This window comes from Rhizobium sp. CFBP 13644 (genome assembly GCF_014842165.1).
In the GTDB taxonomy this organism is placed as follows: Bacteria; Pseudomonadota; Alphaproteobacteria; order Rhizobiales; family Rhizobiaceae; genus Agrobacterium; species Agrobacterium tumefaciens_C.
Genome location: NZ_JACYVF010000015.1, coordinates 25,463 through 42,515 on the forward strand (window position 1 = coordinate 25,463; position 17,053 = coordinate 42,515).

Annotated in this window: 11 protein-coding genes and 3 pseudogenes; 9 read left to right on the forward strand and 5 right to left on the reverse strand. The window is 56.6% G+C overall.

What is annotated here, in order from left to right; translation table 11 throughout:
* Positions 1 to 67: 67 nt before the first annotated feature.
* From IFT53_RS22825 to IFT53_RS22835, 3 genes are read right to left on the reverse strand one after another with little or no spacing between them, the layout of a single operon-like run.
* Positions 68 to 1,000, reverse strand: a complete 933-nt coding sequence (locus IFT53_RS22825) for a sugar phosphate isomerase/epimerase family protein (RefSeq protein ID WP_192068250.1) — start codon at positions 998 to 1,000, stop codon at positions 68 to 70.
* Positions 1,001 to 1,012: 12 nt separating this feature from the next.
* Positions 1,013 to 2,524 carry a glycerol-3-phosphate dehydrogenase gene (locus tag IFT53_RS22830; protein ID WP_192068252.1) on the reverse strand — a complete coding sequence of 504 codons (1,512 nt, stop codon included), beginning with the start codon at positions 2,522 to 2,524 and terminating at the stop codon, positions 1,013 to 1,015.
* A gap of 36 nt (positions 2,525 to 2,560) precedes the next feature.
* The gene (locus IFT53_RS22835; RefSeq protein WP_446737713.1) at positions 2,561 to 4,135 is read right to left on the reverse strand and encodes an FGGY family carbohydrate kinase; all 1,575 of its coding nucleotides are present in this window, start codon (positions 4,133 to 4,135) and stop codon (positions 2,561 to 2,563) included.
* Between the two features lie 757 nt (positions 4,136 to 4,892).
* On the opposite strand from IFT53_RS22835, the gene IFT53_RS22840 reads away from it, so the two are divergent.
* The 8 genes from IFT53_RS22840 to IFT53_RS22875 all read left to right on the forward strand — a co-directional run bounded on the left by IFT53_RS22840 (position 4,893) and on the right by IFT53_RS22875 (position 15,677).
* Entirely contained in the window at positions 4,893 to 5,543 is a 651-nt protein-coding gene (locus tag IFT53_RS22840; RefSeq protein ID WP_192068256.1) for a DUF2291 family protein, read from the forward strand.
* Positions 5,540 to 7,081, forward strand: coding sequence for a sugar ABC transporter ATP-binding protein (locus tag IFT53_RS22845; RefSeq protein WP_192068257.1), 1,542 nt, complete (start codon positions 5,540 to 5,542; stop codon positions 7,079 to 7,081). The genes IFT53_RS22840 and IFT53_RS22845 overlap by 4 nt, the downstream gene beginning before the upstream one ends.
* A 22-nt stretch (positions 7,082 to 7,103) precedes the next feature.
* Entirely contained in the window at positions 7,104 to 8,156 is a 1,053-nt protein-coding gene (locus IFT53_RS22850; RefSeq protein WP_192068259.1) for an ABC transporter permease, read from the forward strand.
* A gap of 112 nt (positions 8,157 to 8,268) precedes the next feature.
* A complete protein-coding gene (locus IFT53_RS22855) occupies positions 8,269 to 9,216 on the forward strand; it encodes a D-ribose ABC transporter substrate-binding protein (protein ID WP_192068261.1) in 948 nt (315 codons plus the stop codon).
* Between the two features lie 164 nt (positions 9,217 to 9,380).
* Positions 9,381 to 10,223 carry a DeoR family transcriptional regulator gene (locus IFT53_RS22860; protein ID WP_192068263.1) on the forward strand — a complete coding sequence of 281 codons (843 nt, stop codon included), beginning with the start codon at positions 9,381 to 9,383 and terminating at the stop codon, positions 10,221 to 10,223.
* Between the two features lie 56 nt (positions 10,224 to 10,279).
* Complete coding sequence (locus IFT53_RS22865; RefSeq protein ID WP_192068264.1) at positions 10,280 to 11,809, forward strand: FGGY-family carbohydrate kinase; 1,530 nt, start codon at positions 10,280 to 10,282, stop codon at positions 11,807 to 11,809.
* Between the two features lie 41 nt (positions 11,810 to 11,850).
* Positions 11,851 to 13,632 carry a glycerol-3-phosphate dehydrogenase/oxidase gene (locus IFT53_RS22870; RefSeq protein ID WP_192068266.1) on the forward strand — a complete coding sequence of 594 codons (1,782 nt, stop codon included), beginning with the start codon at positions 11,851 to 11,853 and terminating at the stop codon, positions 13,630 to 13,632.
* A gap of 818 nt (positions 13,633 to 14,450) precedes the next feature.
* The gene (locus IFT53_RS22875) at positions 14,451 to 15,677 is read left to right on the forward strand and encodes a tyrosine-type recombinase/integrase (protein ID WP_192068268.1); all 1,227 of its coding nucleotides are present in this window, start codon (positions 14,451 to 14,453) and stop codon (positions 15,675 to 15,677) included.
* A gap of 103 nt (positions 15,678 to 15,780) precedes the next feature.
* Here the strand turns inward: IFT53_RS22875 and IFT53_RS24020 are convergent.
* Both IFT53_RS24020 and IFT53_RS22885 read right to left on the reverse strand, forming a co-directional pair.
* Positions 15,781 to 16,074 (reverse strand): annotated as a pseudogene (locus IFT53_RS24020) (transposase); the annotation flags it as partial.
* Between the two features lie 171 nt (positions 16,075 to 16,245).
* Positions 16,246 to 16,413: pseudogene (locus tag IFT53_RS22885) on the reverse strand (DDE-type integrase/transposase/recombinase); the annotation flags it as partial.
* A gap of 274 nt (positions 16,414 to 16,687) precedes the next feature.
* On the opposite strand from IFT53_RS22885, the pseudogene IFT53_RS22890 reads away from it, so the two are divergent.
* A pseudogene (locus IFT53_RS22890) lies at positions 16,688 to 16,822 on the forward strand (GapR family DNA-binding domain-containing protein); the annotation flags it as partial.
* Positions 16,823 to 17,053: the final 231 nt, after the last annotated feature.

Sequence of the window (17,053 nt, forward strand, 5' to 3'; positions counted from 1 at the left end):
GCTTCCTTTCGATGTGTCTGCGACGGTTGCCGCATTCGATTGCCTGGCCCTTGGACGGCCTGTGGCGTCAAATGTTCAAGTCGGCAATGCCGGCATCGATATGTGGCGCCCAGAAGGCGACGCTTTGAGCTATCTGGGATACGACCTGCCGGTCATTCGGTTCCCGTTCCTTGAACGAGAGCTCGAGGCAAATCTCATTATCTTTAGCTCCACCTGCAGCAAAAGCCTCAAGCAGTGGTGCGGGCTGGATGCGCCCCTTTGCATTGAATTCTGCCGTGAATGGCCGGTGGCCGCCCTTGTCCATCAGGCTTTGCTTGATGTGGATGATCGGCGAAACGGACGCTACAGCGCGTGCCCAGGCATAGGGGTCGAAATCGTCGGGATTGGTAGACGTCACGTCGCCGTGGTCGATATCTGCCATCATCCACATCGGCACTGCCATGTCTGCGGCAGTCAGGCGCTTTTGCAGCGACATGCAGGCGTCTATCGTCTCACCGAACTCGCGACCGACGCTCATCGGCTCCCAGAAAACATAGGAAAGGCCAGCCGCGCGGGCATGCTCAGCGACATCGGCCCAACAGTCGATGGCGATGCTGATGAGTTCCTCACGGCGGGCTGGATCGTCAAAATCCTTATAGGTGAAGATCGCGAATTGTGTGCCAACGGACGTGCCACCAAGATCGGCGGTGATATCGGCAAAGGTCTTGAACCAGTCAATATAATATCGGCGCACATCTGCATCAGGATGGCCGAAATGGTTGAGACGACCATAGGGACCGGTCATCCCGGAGGTGACGCGAACGCCTGTCCGCTTGAGAGCTGCATCCATCTGCCGGGTAAGCCGACGGATGACAGCTGCTGGCCAGCTCGGATTGATGAATTCATGGGTGAGCTGCAAATCGCGGATTTTCAGGTCACGCGCCACGGTGTCGATCAGATCATCGGGATCGGCAAAGCGATTAACGAGCGGATTGGTGTTGAGCGAAAGCGTAAGCGGCATCTTGGTCCTCCTTCAGGCAACGACTGGACGGGTGGCGCAAAACCATTCGCTAAAGGCGTCACGCTCGGCTTCGGTCATGTGAAGATAATGCTTGGTGCGGCGGTAAAGAATGTCATCCGCCGTCTGGGCCCACTCGTTTTCGATCAAATAACGGACTTCCGCTTCATAAAGATGTCCGCCAAAATGGCGCCCGAGGTCTACCATGCCTGTTGCCCCGCCAATCACCTTGCAGGTCAAGGTGCCATAGAGCCTGCCATAATGGTGCACCAACGCGCGCGACATCAACGGATATGTTTCACGTAGACCGTCAACGAAGGTCTCAAAATCGGCATTCGGCATGTCGCCACCCGGCAGAGGAGCCTTTTCGGTCCAGTCCTCACCCATGGTGGGGAAAATATTCTTCAACTGATGCATGCCGCGCTCGGCAAGTTCCCTGAAGGTGGTGATCTTGCCGCCGAATATGTTGAGCAGCGGCGCGCCGCCTGTCTCCTCGAGGTCGAACACATAATCGCGGGTGACGGCGGATGGGTTGCCCTTGCCGTCGTCGAACAACGGGCGAACACCGGAAAAGGAGTGGAGCACGTCCTGACGACGCAGTTTCTCCTTGAAGTAGCGGTTGACCGCCTTCAGCAGATAATCGATTTCGCCCTCGTCGGCTGAAACATCTTCGGCTCGACCTTCATAAGCGATATCCGTCGTGCCGATCAGCGCCTTGTCACCCTCATAAGGGTTGATGAAGATCACACGCTTGTCGTGGTTCTGCACGAGATAGGCGTTGGAACCGGCCCAGAATTTCGGCACGATGATGTGACTACCCTTGACGAGGCGCACGTTGCGGCTGGAGTTCGATCCGGCCACGCGGTTGATGATATCGCTTACCCAAGGTCCGGCACAGTTCACGATACATCGGGCACGGAACTTCCTCTCCTCGCCGGTCACGCTGTTTTGGGTGATGATTTTCCAGATGCCGTCTTCCCGCCGTGCTGAAACAGCCGATGTCCGTGTCAATATCGTTGCGCCCTTTTCCGCCGCGCCAACGGCGTTGAGGATGACCAGACGTGCGTCGTCGACCCAGCAATCGGAGTATTCGAAGCCCCGTGGGTATTGATCGAGGATCGGAGCGCCTTCTGGATCGCGCAGGAGGTTCAGGGTGCGTGTGCCCGGCAGCTTCTTGCGGCCACCCAAATGGTCGTAGAGGAAGAGGCCAAGGCGTACGAGCCATGCTGGCCGGTCCTGCGGGCTGTGTGGAAGCACAAAACGAAGCGGCCAGATGATGTGTGGCGCAGCGTTCAGCAAGACTTCACGTTCGATGAGTGCTTCGCGCACCAGCCGAAATTCGTAATATTCCAGATATCGCAAGCCGCCATGAACAAGCTTTCCAGAGCGTGAAGAGGTTCCCTGTGCCAGATCGTCCTTCTCGCACAGGGCAACTTTCAGTCCACGACCGGCCGCATCGCGCGCGATTCCTGCACCGTTTATACCGCCGCCGATAACGAAAATATCGAGAGTTTCTGGTTCGCTCATGTCTTGCTCCTTCGATGCTTGGCATCAAAAAGTGATTTATGCGCCGGGGGGCAAACTCGTCGTCCCGGTAGCAAGCTTGTCCCAAGCAGGGGGCATCGCCGTGCGAATATCGACATAGGCTGCAAACAGGCGGTCAAACCGCGCAGTTTCTGCGGGATCTGGTTCTTCCACCTCGGCGAGGAGAGGCGTGACCCAGTCTGCAATGCAGTCATCCATCGATGAATAGACGCCGATCGCGACAGCGGCCATCATAGCCACACCGGCTGCGCCGGTTTCTTCGCGTCGAGATTGGCGGATCGGCGCACCGATTGCGGCAGACAGGGATCGACGCAGCGCGTTAGAGCGTGTCGCCCCGCCGGTGACGCGAAGTTCATCCGGCATGGCGCTCATCGCCGCATAGCAATCTCGCGCCGCAAGCCCCAAACCTTCGACGACACTGCGAATGAGATCGGGAAACCCGTGACGGGTCGAAAGGCCGGTAAAACCCGCACGCGCATTGGCGTTGACGAAGGGGCCACGCTCGCCAGCCTCTGAAATGTAAGGATGGTAGAGAACCGACCCTGGCTGGCTTTCGGCAAACCAGTCGTCAATGCGTGCGATCAGTTCGGCATGGGAGACGGACTTGCCAGCATCCGCCATCAAAGACGATGCTATGCCGAGAATCCAGTCTATATTGATCGTCGAGCCCATATTGGTCTGGACCTGGGTCACGATTCCCGGAATTGGCAGGGCAATAACGTAGCCTGTGCCCTCATGATTGAGATGGACATCGGCAACGGATTTTGCGCGCATATGGACGCCGGTGGAGCCGATCGTTGAGCACGCGGCATTCAGTCCGCCGCTTCTGACGCCAGCACCAAGAGCGGTCATGACCATGTCTACATATCCCAAGCAGACGGGTGTTCCAGCCAGAAAGCCGCACGCCTTTGCCGCTTCCGCCGTCAGTGCATGGCTGATTTCGGTTCCGTCGATGATCTCGGGCAATAGCTTTCGTCTCTGGCCAAGGCCGAGTGCATCAATCACGACGTCATCATACTGGCGCGTGCGAAAATTGCCGAAGGTGAAGCTTGCTTCGGAAGGATCCGTGGCGCGCACGCCAGTTAGCTTGACATAGAGCCAGTCCTTGCAATGCAATGCGACTTCGGTGTTGTCGAGGAGTTCGGGCATAAACCTGTCCATATGCGCAAGCTGGACGCCTTGCTGGCAGGTGTTAAGGCCGGTTCCCGTCGCTTCGAAACGTGCTCTGTTCAAGGGTCTCGAAGCAAGCGATGTGACGGTCGGTGCCGCGCGGGCATCCAGCCAGAGCCACGCATCTGCCACAGGGCTGTTGTCGGATCCGACAAGCCAGGTCCCGTCTCCCTGTCCGGTGACAGCAATCGCGGCGGTGCGTGCGGCAAGATGGTCAACTTTTTCACTGAGCCCTCGCAACGCGCTGGCACAGTCGATCCAGGTTTGAGACAGAGATTGGGTGGCAGAGCCATCGGCGCCGGTGGAATATCTGTTTCGCACGGACGCGGAGGCGAGTTGTTGTCCGGACAGATCGAAGGCGACCGCCTTGATGATGGAGGTTCCTGCATCGATGCCGACAATGATGTTGCGGATTGATGTCATTGCGTCGCTATCTCGCCAACGACACATGTTCCGCAGCGGGCAGGGCGCGCTCGAAATTCATATCCATTCCTCCCAATCGGCAGGCAAGCGCCTTCCGCTTTCACTCCAAATGGCCCGTCACCTTAAGAAATCATCAAGTCCCGAGTTAAACCCGACGATTTCGGCACCTCGCGTCATGTTAAAATCTAACATAAAGATATCATTAGTCTAGAAATAAATTTCTAACAATGAAATATTTTTCAATCATGATGCCGGGGGCTCAGGCGTCGGCGCACCTTCAGTCGAGATCATTTCACGGAGTTTTCGATAAAGCTCCAACAAGGCCGAAATTCAACTTTCTAATAACAAAACCAAGAATTTAAGATATCAATTTCGCAATTGATAATCCCTAGGATATCATTTGCAACTGCAAAAAATTGGTGCGCCGCACAAGAGGGGTCACTGCTCACAGGCAGGGCTTTGCTTAAGATTTGATAAAAACATCCGTTGACAAGAATGAGAACTTATAACAGTCTTTTGCCAGTAAATAACATAGATATATCATAGGATGCACCTTTGGGAGGTGTTGCACGTTCTGGCGGTTGGAGGAGACAGGCGCTGGAACCTGATTGGAGGAGGTCACGCGATGATCGTTAACGGCAGCGTTGAAGCGGTCGCAAAGCAGGGCAGGCTGCAACAGCCATGATGCACGCCCGTGCTCTGCATATGCCGCTCACTTTCGCATGACATCAGTTTTAATTCGGGAGGCCGTATCGATATGAGTTCACAGCCCGCCTATGCAGCTCGCAAGCCCGCAAACGGCATGACCACCAAGTTCGCGGTTTGCGCCGTGGCTGTTCTCGGTGCCATTGCGCTTGATACAACAGTCGTCAAGATTGGTTCGGAAGGTGATATTCGCAAGCAGGCGTTCTCACCCGAAGCCTATGGTGCCGAGCAATTTCCTAAAATTCAGGCGGATGTTGAAAAGCGCGCCGTCGGTGCCGTTGAGCTTGCGACCGCCATCGCGGCAGACAAGAAAGGGGCTGGCGAGAGATATGGCATTGCCACAAGCACCGGCCCGGTCGTTCCGGTGAAGTTGACGGGTACGTTTTCAACCCGCAAGTCCAGCATAAACGAAATGAAGATCGACGGACTTCCTCCCGAGACGGTGGTCCGTGTCCAGACCGGCCCTGCGGTCAACGGCACGGACCTCCGCGACGCGACAGGGACCATCGAGTTCGGCCAGTTCACCAACCAGATCCAATATCAGGATGCTGGCTCTGGCATCAACAACGAGATGAAGAAGGCGGTGTTGAGCGGTATCGATGTGGATGCGCTCGATGGAAAATCTGCGACCGTGGTGGGTGTTTTCAAGCTCATCAATCCAAAGAGCTGGCTGGTCACGCCGGTGAAGGTCGACGTCAAATGAGTGAGCTGCACCCAGTCCAAAACGATCAGCGCGAAGTTGTCCTCGCCGCCCGTGACGTCGCAAAATCCTATGGCAGCGTCCATGCCCTCAAGGGCGTCAATTTCGATATTCATCGGGGGCAAGTGACGACACTGTTTGGTGAAAACGGTGCCGGTAAATCGACATTGATGAAGATCCTGTCCGGGGTGGTCAGGCCGACGTCCGGGGACATCATTCTTGATGGCGCACCGATCAGTTTCAACTCATCCACCCATGCGCGTGACTGCGGCATCTCCATCATCCATCAGGAACTCAGCCTCGCACCCAATCTCAGCGTGCGTGATAATATCTTTATGGGGCGTGAGATCACCAAAAGCGGGGCGGTTGATTTTGCCGAGGAGGAGCGACAGGCGCGGATCCTCCTGGAGGAACTGGAAGAGGACATCGATCCTCTCACGCTGGTCGAGGATCTGCGCCTTGGTCAGCAGCAGATTGTTGAGATTGCACGGGCGCTTTCGGTCAATTCGCGCATATTGATCATGGACGAACCGACCTCCGCTCTGAGCGCGACCGAAGTCGAGGTGTTGTTCAAGGTCATTCACGATCTGACCGATCGTGGCGTCTCGATTGTCTATATTTCGCATCATCTGGAGGAAGCACTCCAGATCACAGATCATGCCGTTGTGCTGCGCGACGGGAGAATGACGGCCTATGCCAAACGCAACGAGATCGACCTCGAATGGATCGTTCGCAACATGGTCGGTGACAATTTCGATCTTGGCAGCCCGCCGGATAGCCAGTTCGGCGACGTGGCTCTGTCAATCGAGAGCCTGTCGGTTCCCGGTCCTTCGAGCGCTGCTTACAATGCGGTCGACAAGCTTTCCCTTGATGTCCGTGCTGGTGAGATCGTTTGCATTTACGGGCTCATGGGGGCCGGTCGCACGGAACTGCTGGAATGCGTGGCCGGACGACTAGGCTCCAGTGCCGGTCGCGTTATGCTGGAAGGGCGCGACATCGGGTCACTGAGCATTGCCGGGCGTATCGCGGATGGCCTGGTTTTGGTCCCCGAAGACCGCCAACGCGACGGTCTCGTGCAGACCATGTCGGTAGGTTCGAACCTGTCGCTTGCCAGCATCGGCGCCTTCACAAAAGGTCTGTTCACATCGGCAAGTCGCGAACGCAGTCTGGTTGAGGATTCGATCCGCAGTGTCCATGTGAAAACCGATGGTGGGGATGCCCCTATTGGTTCTCTGTCAGGCGGCAATCAGCAGAAGGTTGTCATCGGCAAGATGCTGGCTACCCACCCCAAGGTCATCCTGCTCGACGAACCGAGCCGCGGCATCGACATAGGGGCCAAGGCAGAAGTCTTCAAGCTTCTGGCCGAACGGGCAAAGCAGGGGCTTGCGGTCATCTATTCAACGTCTGAAGTCAATGAGTGCCTCAGCATCGCTCACCGCATCATCGTAATGCGTCGTGGTCGGGTTTCAGCCGAGTTCACTTCCGACGTCACCAAGGAAAAGATCATGGCCGCCTCTGGCGAAGCCGTGGTCGCGCACTAGCCCGGAATATGGAGAGCTGATTATGTCAGTCACGAATGCCACCGATAACACGTCAGTTGCGAACGGGCAGAAACGCAAGATCAACATCGTGCACTTACTTCTGGAAGGGCGCGCATTCTTCGCGCTGATCGTCATCATCGCGGTTTTTTCCTTTCTGTCACCATACTACTTCTCGGTGAACAACTTTTTGACCATGGCTTCGCATGTGGCAATCTTCGGTATTCTGGCAATCGGAATGCTGCTGGTGATCCTGAATGGCGGCATCGATTTGTCGGTCGGTTCGACGCTAGGCTTGGCTGGATGCATTGCCGGTTTCCTGATGCAAGGTGTGATGCTGCCGCAGTTCGGCGTGATCCTGTATCTACCGGTCTGGGCCGTCGTAGTCGTGACCTGCGCGGTTGGCGCGCTCGTCGGTGCGGTCAACGGCGTGTTGATTGCTTACCTGCGCGTGCCAGCATTCGTGGCGTCACTTGGCGTGCTTTACGTCGCCCGAGGTATCGCTTTGCTCATGACCAACGGCCTGACCTACAACAATCTCGGCGGTCGCCCCGAACTCGGCAATACCGGCTTCGACTGGCTCGGCTTTAACCGCCTCGCCGGTATTCCGATCGGTGTCATCGTTCTGGCTGTGCTAGCGATTATTTGCGGCATCGTTTTGAGCCGCACCGCCTTCGGTCGCTGGCTCTATGCTTCCGGCGGCAACGAGCGGGCTGCGGAACTGTCCGGCGTTCCAGTCGTCCGCGTCAAGGTGCTCGTCTATGTCTTGTCGGGCATCTGCGCTGCCATTGCCGGCCTCGTGCTGTCGTCGCAGCTGACGTCTGCAGGTCCGACTGCCGGTACGACATACGAATTGACAGCGATTGCTGCCGTCGTCATCGGCGGCGCTGCCCTGACGGGTGGCCGTGGTACGATCCGCGGCACAATGCTCGGCGCCTTCGTCATCGGCTTCCTGTCAGACGGCTTGGTGATCATCGGCGTATCCGCATACTGGCAGACGGTCTTTACCGGGGCGGTTATCGTCCTCGCCGTCTTGATGAACAGCATCCAATATGGCCGCCGCGTCCGGTCATCCTGATCGGCGGTCAACCGAACTTATCCACGACGGCAGGCTCAATTCGCGCAAAGCCGATTGCGGAAAGCAAGGCCGGGAGACCGGCAAAACCAAGTCACTCAATGGGAGAGAGATCATGTTTAAAAAGGGCATGCGCGTTATTCTGGCAGCTGCAACTGTCGCACCTCTGTTGGTCAGCTCCGCCTGGGCGGCCGGTATGATGACGGTTATCGTCAACGATCCGTCCAACCCCTACTGGTTGACCGAAGGCAACGTTGCCAAGGCGGCGGCAGAAAAACTGGGCTATACGGCAACCGTTGGTGCCCACAAGGGTGACACTAACACCGAAAGTAACCTGATCGACACAGCCATCACAAACAAGTCCGTGGCGATCATTCTCGATCCGGCCAATGCCGACGGTTCCGTTGGCGCAGTGAAGAAGGCCGTTGCCGCCGGCATTCCCGTTATTCTCGTCAATGCTGAAATCAACCAGGAAGGTCTCGCCAAGGCGCAGCTCGTTTCCAACAACGCTCAGGGTGCCGCCATCGGTGCGCAGCAATGGGTCGAAGCGGTTGGCGACAAGGGCAAATATGTCGAACTTTTCGGCGCCCCCTCCGATAACAATGCCGCGACTCGCTCCAACGGTTACGAAACCGTGCTGACACAATATCCGGATCTCCAGAAGGCTGGCCGCGAAGTTGCAAACTGGGATCGCACCCAGGGGCACAACAAGATGCAGTCCCTGCTGCAAGCCAATCCCGATATTGTCGGCGTTATCTCCGGCAACGATGAAATGGCGCTGGGGGCGATTGCTGCGCTGAAGGAAGCCGGTAAGCTGAAGGACATCAAGGTCGGCGGCTTTGATGGTTCACCGGATGCTGTTGCTGCGATCAAGGCGGGTGAACTGCAATACACCGTTCTCCAGCCGGTCGCCGTTTTCTCGGCAGAAGCGGTCAAGCAGGCCGACAATGTCATCAAGACCGGCAAGACTGGCGTCGATAGTGAAAAGCAGCTGTTCGATTGCCTATTGATCACCAAGGACAACGTCGACAAGTACACGGCACCCTTCGTTCTCTCGCAATAATCGAGAGCGGGCGCCTTTCCAGAAAGCCATGGTGTCGAACCCGACGCCATGGCTTCACCAACCTGCTTTTGGGCGAAAACGCTCATCTCGCTTCTCCGTTTTTGCCTCCGTCGGGCAATCACTGTACGAAGCTGGGGCATTGAACTCAGCGATAGGGGTGATCCGTGAAAGAGAAAACGAACCAGAGCGACGATCTGCTGGAGCAATTGACGAGCGACAGCCGTCAGACGCGCCAGATCGCACGCCGTCGCATGATCGCGGAAGCCGTCATGAACGAAGGGTCGATGCGGATCGAGGATTTGACCGATCGTTTCGGCATCAGCCTGATGACCGCCCATCGTGATGTCGATGAACTGGTGAGCCGTGGTCTCTTCCGCAAGACGCGCGGTATCGTGACAGCTGCCGCCACCAATCTGATCGAATCCAGCGACGTCTATCGCTCCAATCGGCAGGCGGCCGAGAAACGGCTGATAGCGGCTGCTGCCATGCAATTCGTCGAGCCGGGTCAGGCGATCTTCTTCGACGACTCGACCACCGTGTTGCAGATGGTGCCGCATCTTTCCTCCAGGGCGCCGATTACTGCCATCACAAATTCGCTGACCCTGATGAATGCTTTGACGGGTGCCCACGATGTGACGCTTCTTGCGTTGGGAGGGCATTATTATAACTGGTGCAACGCCTTTATGGGACGGATGACAATCAGTGAGATCAAGGCGCTCAGAGCCGATATCGCGTTCATTTCCATGTCGGCGATCAGCGATGGTGTCGTGTTGCACCAGTCGCCCGAGACCATCGACACCAAACGCGCCATGTTCGACTGTTCGCTCAAGCGGATCTTGCTTGCGGATCATACAAAGTTCGAGCGGCGCGCACTTCACAGTTTTGCAGCGCTTGAGGACTTCGACGTCGTCATCGTCGATGACAAGCTGCCTGCGGAGCAGATCGATCGCATGCGATCAAAAAATATCAATGTTGTTGTCGCCAGAAGCAGCCCAACCCGACGATAATCCGATGTGATCGGGACAGGGTGGAGCAGGCGCAGCGCAAGATTTGAGGGGCATCCATGCCGAGTTTGCTTGGGATCGATAGCGGTCTGACAGTCACCAAAGCCGTCATCTTCGATAGCGACGGAACGCAGCTTGCCGTTGCCAGGCGCCGGGTCACGCAGTTCATGCCGAAGCCACATTATGTCGAGCGTGACATTGACGAACTCTGGAGCGCGACCGCCGATGCGATCCGCGAGGCTGTCGCCCTGAGTGGCCGCCCGGCCGATGACATCAAGGCGGTGTCTGTCACCGCTCACGGTGATGGCATCTATCTCTCTGACCGTCAGAACCGCCCGCTGGGTCGCGCCATTATATCGCTTGATAGCCGGGCAGGGCAGGTCATCAACCGGTGGGAGGCGGATGGTGTATCGGAGCGATCACTGGCACTGACGGGGCAAGTGCCGCATGTATCGGCGCCCTCTGCATTGCTCGCCTTCATTCGTGACAATGAGCCGGAGCGGTTCGAGCGCATCGGTCATATCATGAGCTGCAAGGACTGGTTGACCTTCTGCTTGAGCGGGATTGTCGGAGCCGACCGCACGGAAGCCAGTACGTCCTTCACCGATGTTTCCACTCAGGATTACAGCGACGCTGCGCTTCGTCTTTTCGGGCTGGAGGGCATTGCCCACGCGCTACCTCCGGTTTCCAGATCCGATTGCATTGTCGGACACGTGACGTCGCAGGCGGCGCAGCGCACCGGCCTGTCGGATAAAACGGCTGTGGTTGCTGGTCTGCACGACGTCATGGCGTCTGCCCTTGGCGCGGGGCATTATTTGGAAGGCACGGTGGCGCTGATTGCGGGAACATACTCGATCAACGAAACACTGTCGCGTGAGCCGAAAGTTGATCGGCGCTGGTTCTGCCGCAACGGTATTGCGCCCGGCAGTTGGAACAATATGTCGATCTCACCGGCGTCTTCGGCCAATTACGAATGGTTTCTGGAAACCCTGTGCCGCGCCGAGCTGGTCGATTGTGCCGCGGCCGGAACGTCGATCCATGCACATCTGGCCCCGGAACTGGATTCGGCAATGGCCCGGCCTTCGACCGTGCTGTTTCATCCTTTTCTGTTCGGCTCTCCTCATGGGGCCGCCGCCAGCGCCAGCTTTTTCGGCCTTGGCGGCTGGCATGATCGGGGAGACCTGTTGCGCGCGGTGCTAGAGGGGATCGCTTTCAACCACCGCATCCATGTCGACTCGCTTCGGGAAGGTTTTGTCTTCGACAAGGCTAGTCTGGCGGGTGGCGTTTCCCGCAATCGCGCTGTCGCACAGATGTTTGCCGATGTGCTGGGCATGCCGGTAACGGTTACGCAAACCGATGAGGCCGCGGCCTGGGGTGCTGCCCTTTGCGCAGGGTCGGGCGTCGGCATCTATGCAGATCCTCAGAGCGACCCGCGCGATATTGCCAGCATTGCGAAAACCTATCGGCCGGATCCACAACGCAGCGCCGACATGGAAAAGCGTTATCGACTCTTCTGCGAGATCGCCACGACCATGGCGCCCTTGTGGCCCAAAATCGGGGCCCTCACGCAGGAGCGAGAGTCGAACTGACACTACGGCAATTATCGACATAGAATTCAGGATGACAGACAATGACACCCGATCCAGAGACGCGCTTTGACACCCTTCAGGAAACTGATATCGACGTTCTGATCATTGGCGCCGGCATCAATGGGGCAGGTCTCTTCCGTGACCTGTCGGTTCAAGGTGTTAATTGCGCGATTGTAGACAAGGTCGATTTCGGCTCGGGCACCAGTGCCGCGCCATCCCGTCTGATCCATGGCGGCCTGAAATATCTGGAGACCGGCGAGTTCGGGCTTGTCGCGCAGTCCACGCTGGAGCGCAATCTTCTTTTGAAGAATGCACCCCACTGCGTCGAGCCGCTGCCGACCTTCATTCCCGTGTTTTCTTGGACGCGCGGGATCGGGGCCGCTTTGCGAACACTGTTCGGTTCCAAAACCGCACCCCGCAGCAGGGGTGCCATTCTGGTCAAGATAGGGCTTTGGCTCTACGATTTCTTTGGCTCTCGTGACCGGATGATGCCGCGTCACCGTCTCATTCTGAAAGGCAGGGCGCGCCGGGAAATGCCGCATGTCACGTCTGCCATCGTTGCGGGTGGAATTTACTATGACGCCAAAGTGAGCAGGCCTGAGCGGCTGGTCTATGAACTCGTGCGTGACGGGCTTGACGGAAACGGAAAAAGTCTGGCTGCCAACTTCACGACGCTGGTGGAAAGTCGTGATGGTCGGTTAACCTACAAACGAGCCGATAGCAGCGTCTTTACCATTGCGCCCAAGCTCGTCGTCAACGCTGCTGGTCCCTGGATCGATCACGTCAATGCCGCGCTTGGCAGCCCATCGAAGCTGATCGGCGGTACAAAGGGCTCTCACATCCTCCTCGACCATCCCGAATTGGTGAAAAGCCTCAACGGCCACATGATCTATTTCGAGGCGGATGATGGACGCATCTGCCTTGTTTACAGCTATCTTGGGCTGGCATTGGTCGGCTCGACGGATATTCCAGCAAACGACCCAGACAATGTGCGCTGCGATGAGGAGGAGACGGATTATTTCCTCGAGAGCGTGCGTATATTGCTGCCGACGCTGACATTTGATCGTCGTCAGGTCGTCTACAGCTATAGCGGCATTCGCCCGCTTCCGGCCTCGGATGCAACAGCGCCTGGGCTCATTAGCCGGGATCATTCTGCACCCGTCATAGAGCCTGAGGATAGGCGGCCATTTCCGATCATCTCGCTAGTTGGCGGCAAGTGGACGACATTTCGTGGTTTCGCCGAGGAGGTGGCCGATACCATCTTGTGGCGCCTGGAATGTCAACGAAGCCAATCGACCCGTTATCTTGCAATTGGCGGAGGCAAGGATTTCCCGGCAAGCGGGCAGGCACGCCAGAGTTGGGCAACCGATGTCGCGAGCCGAAACGCAGTCACGATAGAACGCGCCGAAGAGCTGCTCTGCCGCTACGGGACAACGGCCACCTCGATTCTTTCCTCCTATTTAGCCAGTTCTGACGATAAGCGGCTCCCGGATGCGCACGACTATAGTGCCCGTGAGATCGACTGGATCGCGCGAAATGAAATGGTCGTCCACCTGTCGGATATCGTGATGCGACGAACGACCTTGGCCATTGAAGGTCGGTTGACGCTGGAGGGATTGCGAGAAATCGCCGCCATCGCCGGTGCGGTATTGTCCTGGAATGATGGACGCATTACGGCAGAAATTGACGATGTCTTGACAATTCTTGAGCGCTTCCACAGCCAGAAGGTTTCGCAAGAAACTGTCCGTTCCCAGATGCCAAGCGTTTCTGGATTGGCTCAATCGATGAACGCGGGTCAATCGATTTCGGCGCGCGAGGGGTGATTTCGGGATCTCTCCCCTGTGCAGGGCTATGGCTCTGCTGCGGTCCACGCAACTGACGTCGCCCGTCACTCTTCAGCCAGTTTCATTTTGTCGCTCCCTTCGCCTTCGCACTAGTGTCCGGTTTCGATTCAGCATGCCTCGTGTTATCCCGAAACGATTGCTCGGATCCGTGCGCGTAAGATTTTGATGGTTGACTGGTATTATCTTGGGCATGACTTGTCCTCATATAAATCGGGAGGGACTGCGCCGCGCAATTTCGTCATTTACCTAACCGGGATCGCTGATACTACAGCGTCACCACTCTCAAGTACTCAACAGCCCATGTGCCAAGTTTTTTAACGGCGTATGACACCTCTAACAAGCCGTCGGCAACCGTCCTCCCAGCATTATCATAGCATAGCCTGTTTCTACCGCGCACATGCGGACCAAAGTCCGTGATTGAACCGAACCCGGTTTGCCGGAGGCCCTACTTTTAAGAGAGTGGGTGCACTATGAGCAAGACAACAAGCAAATTGTCTACCGGAATTTTCACTTCTCATGGGTCGCTGGTGAGCAGAGGCTTCACAAAGAAATTCAATGATTTGCAGGTAATCTGGCGGAGAGTGATTACAACTTGGCGGAGAGGGTGGCCGCTTTTTGAAACGACCCATCCAAACTCATTAAATCCCATATCGTATTGTAATTGCTTTTTATTTAATCTTCTTTTTGCTTGTCCACATGCCATCCAGTACCATCCCGTAACACCAAATCTCGGCTCTTGTGGCGGGCTGAGTGGCGGGCTAGGAAACCTTCATGAGGTGCATGAAGGAGAGTGAAACATGCTCAGCGACGCCAAGGCCCGGAAGCTGAAACCGGACGACAAACCCGTTTCGGACGGCACCATCACCGGGCTTTATCTCGTACCGGGCGGTAGCCCCGGCAATGGTAAATGGATCTTACGCTTTCTGTCTCCCACGACCGGTAAACGTCGTGAAATGGGGCTTGGAAGTTATCCGACCACATCAATCAGGGAGGCAAGAACGAAGGCCTTCGAGGCGCGGGGCGCTATTGATGGCGGCAACGACCCCCTGGAGGTTCGCCGAAAGCAGGAGCGCGAGGCTGTGCGGCTTGCGACGGTTCCCACCTTCGCCGAAGCTGCACACCAGCACCACGCTGACAAGGCGGAAGGCTTTGGTAACAAGAAGCATAGGGATCAATGGATCAGCACACTTGAAAGGTTCATTTTCCCGAGGATTGGAAAGACACGCGTCAACGAGCTCGGCCCTGCCGACTTTGCAGCCTGCCTCAAGTCTATCTGGCTGGAAAAGCCGGAGACTGCATCGCGAGTGAAGCAGCGTTGTGATGCCGTCATGAACTGGGCAGCTGCAAACGGCTTTATCGTTGCAAGCCCCGTCGGCGTCGTTGACAAGATACTGCCCAAGCAGCCGGGCAAGCGCGAACGGGTCCAGCACCAACCTGCGCTGCCATGGAAATCGCTGCCGACTTTCTTCAAAGAGGTCCTGCAAGCTGGCGAAACTAATATCACGCGTCAGATGCTGGAGCTCGTCATCCTGACCGCCTGCCGCTCCGGCGAGCTTCGGCACATGGAATGGCAAGAGATTGACTTCTCCCAAGCTATCTGGACGGTGCCTGCGGCTAGGATGAAGGCTAAGGCTGCTCATCGCGTACCACTCGGGCCGCGAGCAATCGAAATTCTTGAAGGACGGCTTGAGCAATCGAAACACGAGCTTAAGCAGTCGGACCACGGAGTAGGACTGGTGTTCCAGTCACGGACGAAGAAACCAGTTACCGACGTGGCTTTGACAAAATTTCTGCACGATCATGATATCGAAAGCGATACCCCTGGACGAAATGCGACCGCACACGGGTTCAGATCAAGCTTTCGCGACTGGGCATCCGAGAACGGCTACCCGCGTGACCTGGCCGAAAGGGCGCTGGCCCACACAGTGAAGAATGCGGTCGAAGCTGCCTACCATCGAACCGATCTTCTCGAGCAGCGCCGACCGATGATGCTGGAGTGGGAGCGGTACTGCATTCACGGATAATAGCAGCAGCTCTCGCAGCATCGCCAAACTAGGCATTGCCTGAACCTTACACCATGGAACTGTATCTCGATCGGCGCGCTGGCTAGGTTCAGGCCTCGTTAAATCATAGCCAGAAAATGACGGTCGCTGCGATGCATATGCTTGAAAAAAAGATATGAGCGCAGCGATCGTATCTGGTGTGAATTCTGCGCCAGTCCTTAAGTCTGCCAAACACGTTTTCGATCTTGTGACGTTTTTTATAGAGCGTCGGATCGTGTGGGATTGGCACCTTGCGGTTTGCCCGCAATGGAATGCATCCTGTTACTTTGCGTTGCGCCAACGCGTCTCGAAACCAGTCAGCGTCATAACGCTTTTCGGCCAGAAGCGTCTTTGCTTTCGGGAAAGCATGTAGCATCTGCGCTACCGTTGTAGTCGCTCATCTGCCCTTCGCTCAGAAGCAGGATCAATGGCCGACCGTGACCATCGCGGACGGAATGCAACTTAGCGTTCAGCCCGCCTTTTGTGCGTCTGATACGTCGGGGAACATCCCCTTTTTTAGCAGACTGGCTGCGGTGCGGTGATCCGATTACACCAGAACCTTTTCCTTTGGCTCTCGCCTACAGACAGCCATCAGCAACGCCTGCAACACGACATCCGTTGTCTGAAGGCTTTGCATCGACCAGCCAATGACGCGGCGGGAATAGAGATCGATGACGACGGTCAGATAGGCAAAACCTTCATTGGTTCGGATGTCGGTAGCGGCTTGAGCCACGACGAGAAGCTAGCAAACGGCTTCACCTTCAATCAGGAAGTGATGCTCTGCTGGCCAGATCGTCTGGCCCGTACCGCGAGCTCGAAAGCTCGCCGGTCGCTCCGCAAGTCTGCCGGCGATCGGTGCATGACCGCATACTACCTCAAGCAGGGTCGCACGTGTTCCACCGAGTGAACCCCATCTGCGAGCTCACCTTGGACTTCTACGGCAACACCATCATCAAGCCAACGGCCGGCGATCAAGAGAAAGGACCACCCACCTGTCCGACGCCCATGGCGTAGATCGTGAGCTACTCCGCGCCTCCATCGAGCCAATTGAACGCCTCGAATAGGAAAAAAAGACGATCGCTGATGACATCAAGGATGTCTGCGGCGAGGCCAAGGGGATGGGCTTCTTAAACCCCTGAATACGAATGTTATCGTAACGTTATCAAATAGATAAGCACAACATATTTGGTATTGGCGCCATGGGCAAGGCTGCCGAACCGATTGTCAAACAAGGAGACAGAGATGGAAGAAGTAGCAACGACAGGAGACGTAAACGGTAAGCGCCGTTTTGATGGCACGTGGTTTTACGCTTGACGGAATGGAATGACGTTGTTGCCGCGCATGAACGCGAGGGCACC

What these genes read in the sequence shown, in the direction of transcription:
- IFT53_RS22840 (WP_192068256.1), top strand. Translation starts at nt 4,893, where the DNA reads ATGAGTTCACAGCCCGCCTATGCAGCTCGCAAGCCCGCAAACGGCATG.
- IFT53_RS22855 (WP_192068261.1), top strand. Translation starts at nt 8,269, where the DNA reads ATGTTTAAAAAGGGCATGCGCGTTATTCTGGCAGCTGCAACTGTCGCA.
- IFT53_RS22865 (WP_192068264.1), top strand. Translation starts at nt 10,280, where the DNA reads ATGCCGAGTTTGCTTGGGATCGATAGCGGTCTGACAGTCACCAAAGCC.
- IFT53_RS22850 (WP_192068259.1), top strand. Translation starts at nt 7,104, where the DNA reads ATGTCAGTCACGAATGCCACCGATAACACGTCAGTTGCGAACGGGCAG.
- IFT53_RS22870 (WP_192068266.1), top strand. Translation starts at nt 11,851, where the DNA reads ATGACACCCGATCCAGAGACGCGCTTTGACACCCTTCAGGAAACTGAT.
- IFT53_RS22875 (WP_192068268.1), top strand. Translation starts at nt 14,451, where the DNA reads ATGCTCAGCGACGCCAAGGCCCGGAAGCTGAAACCGGACGACAAACCC.
- IFT53_RS22845 (WP_192068257.1), top strand. Translation starts at nt 5,540, where the DNA reads ATGAGTGAGCTGCACCCAGTCCAAAACGATCAGCGCGAAGTTGTCCTC.
- IFT53_RS22825 (WP_192068250.1), bottom strand. Translation starts at nt 1,000, where the DNA reads ATGCCGCTTACGCTTTCGCTCAACACCAATCCGCTCGTTAATCGCTTT.
- IFT53_RS22830 (WP_192068252.1), bottom strand. Translation starts at nt 2,524, where the DNA reads ATGAGCGAACCAGAAACTCTCGATATTTTCGTTATCGGCGGCGGTATA.
- IFT53_RS22835 (WP_446737713.1), bottom strand. Translation starts at nt 4,135, where the DNA reads ATGACATCAATCCGCAACATCATTGTCGGCATCGATGCAGGAACCTCC.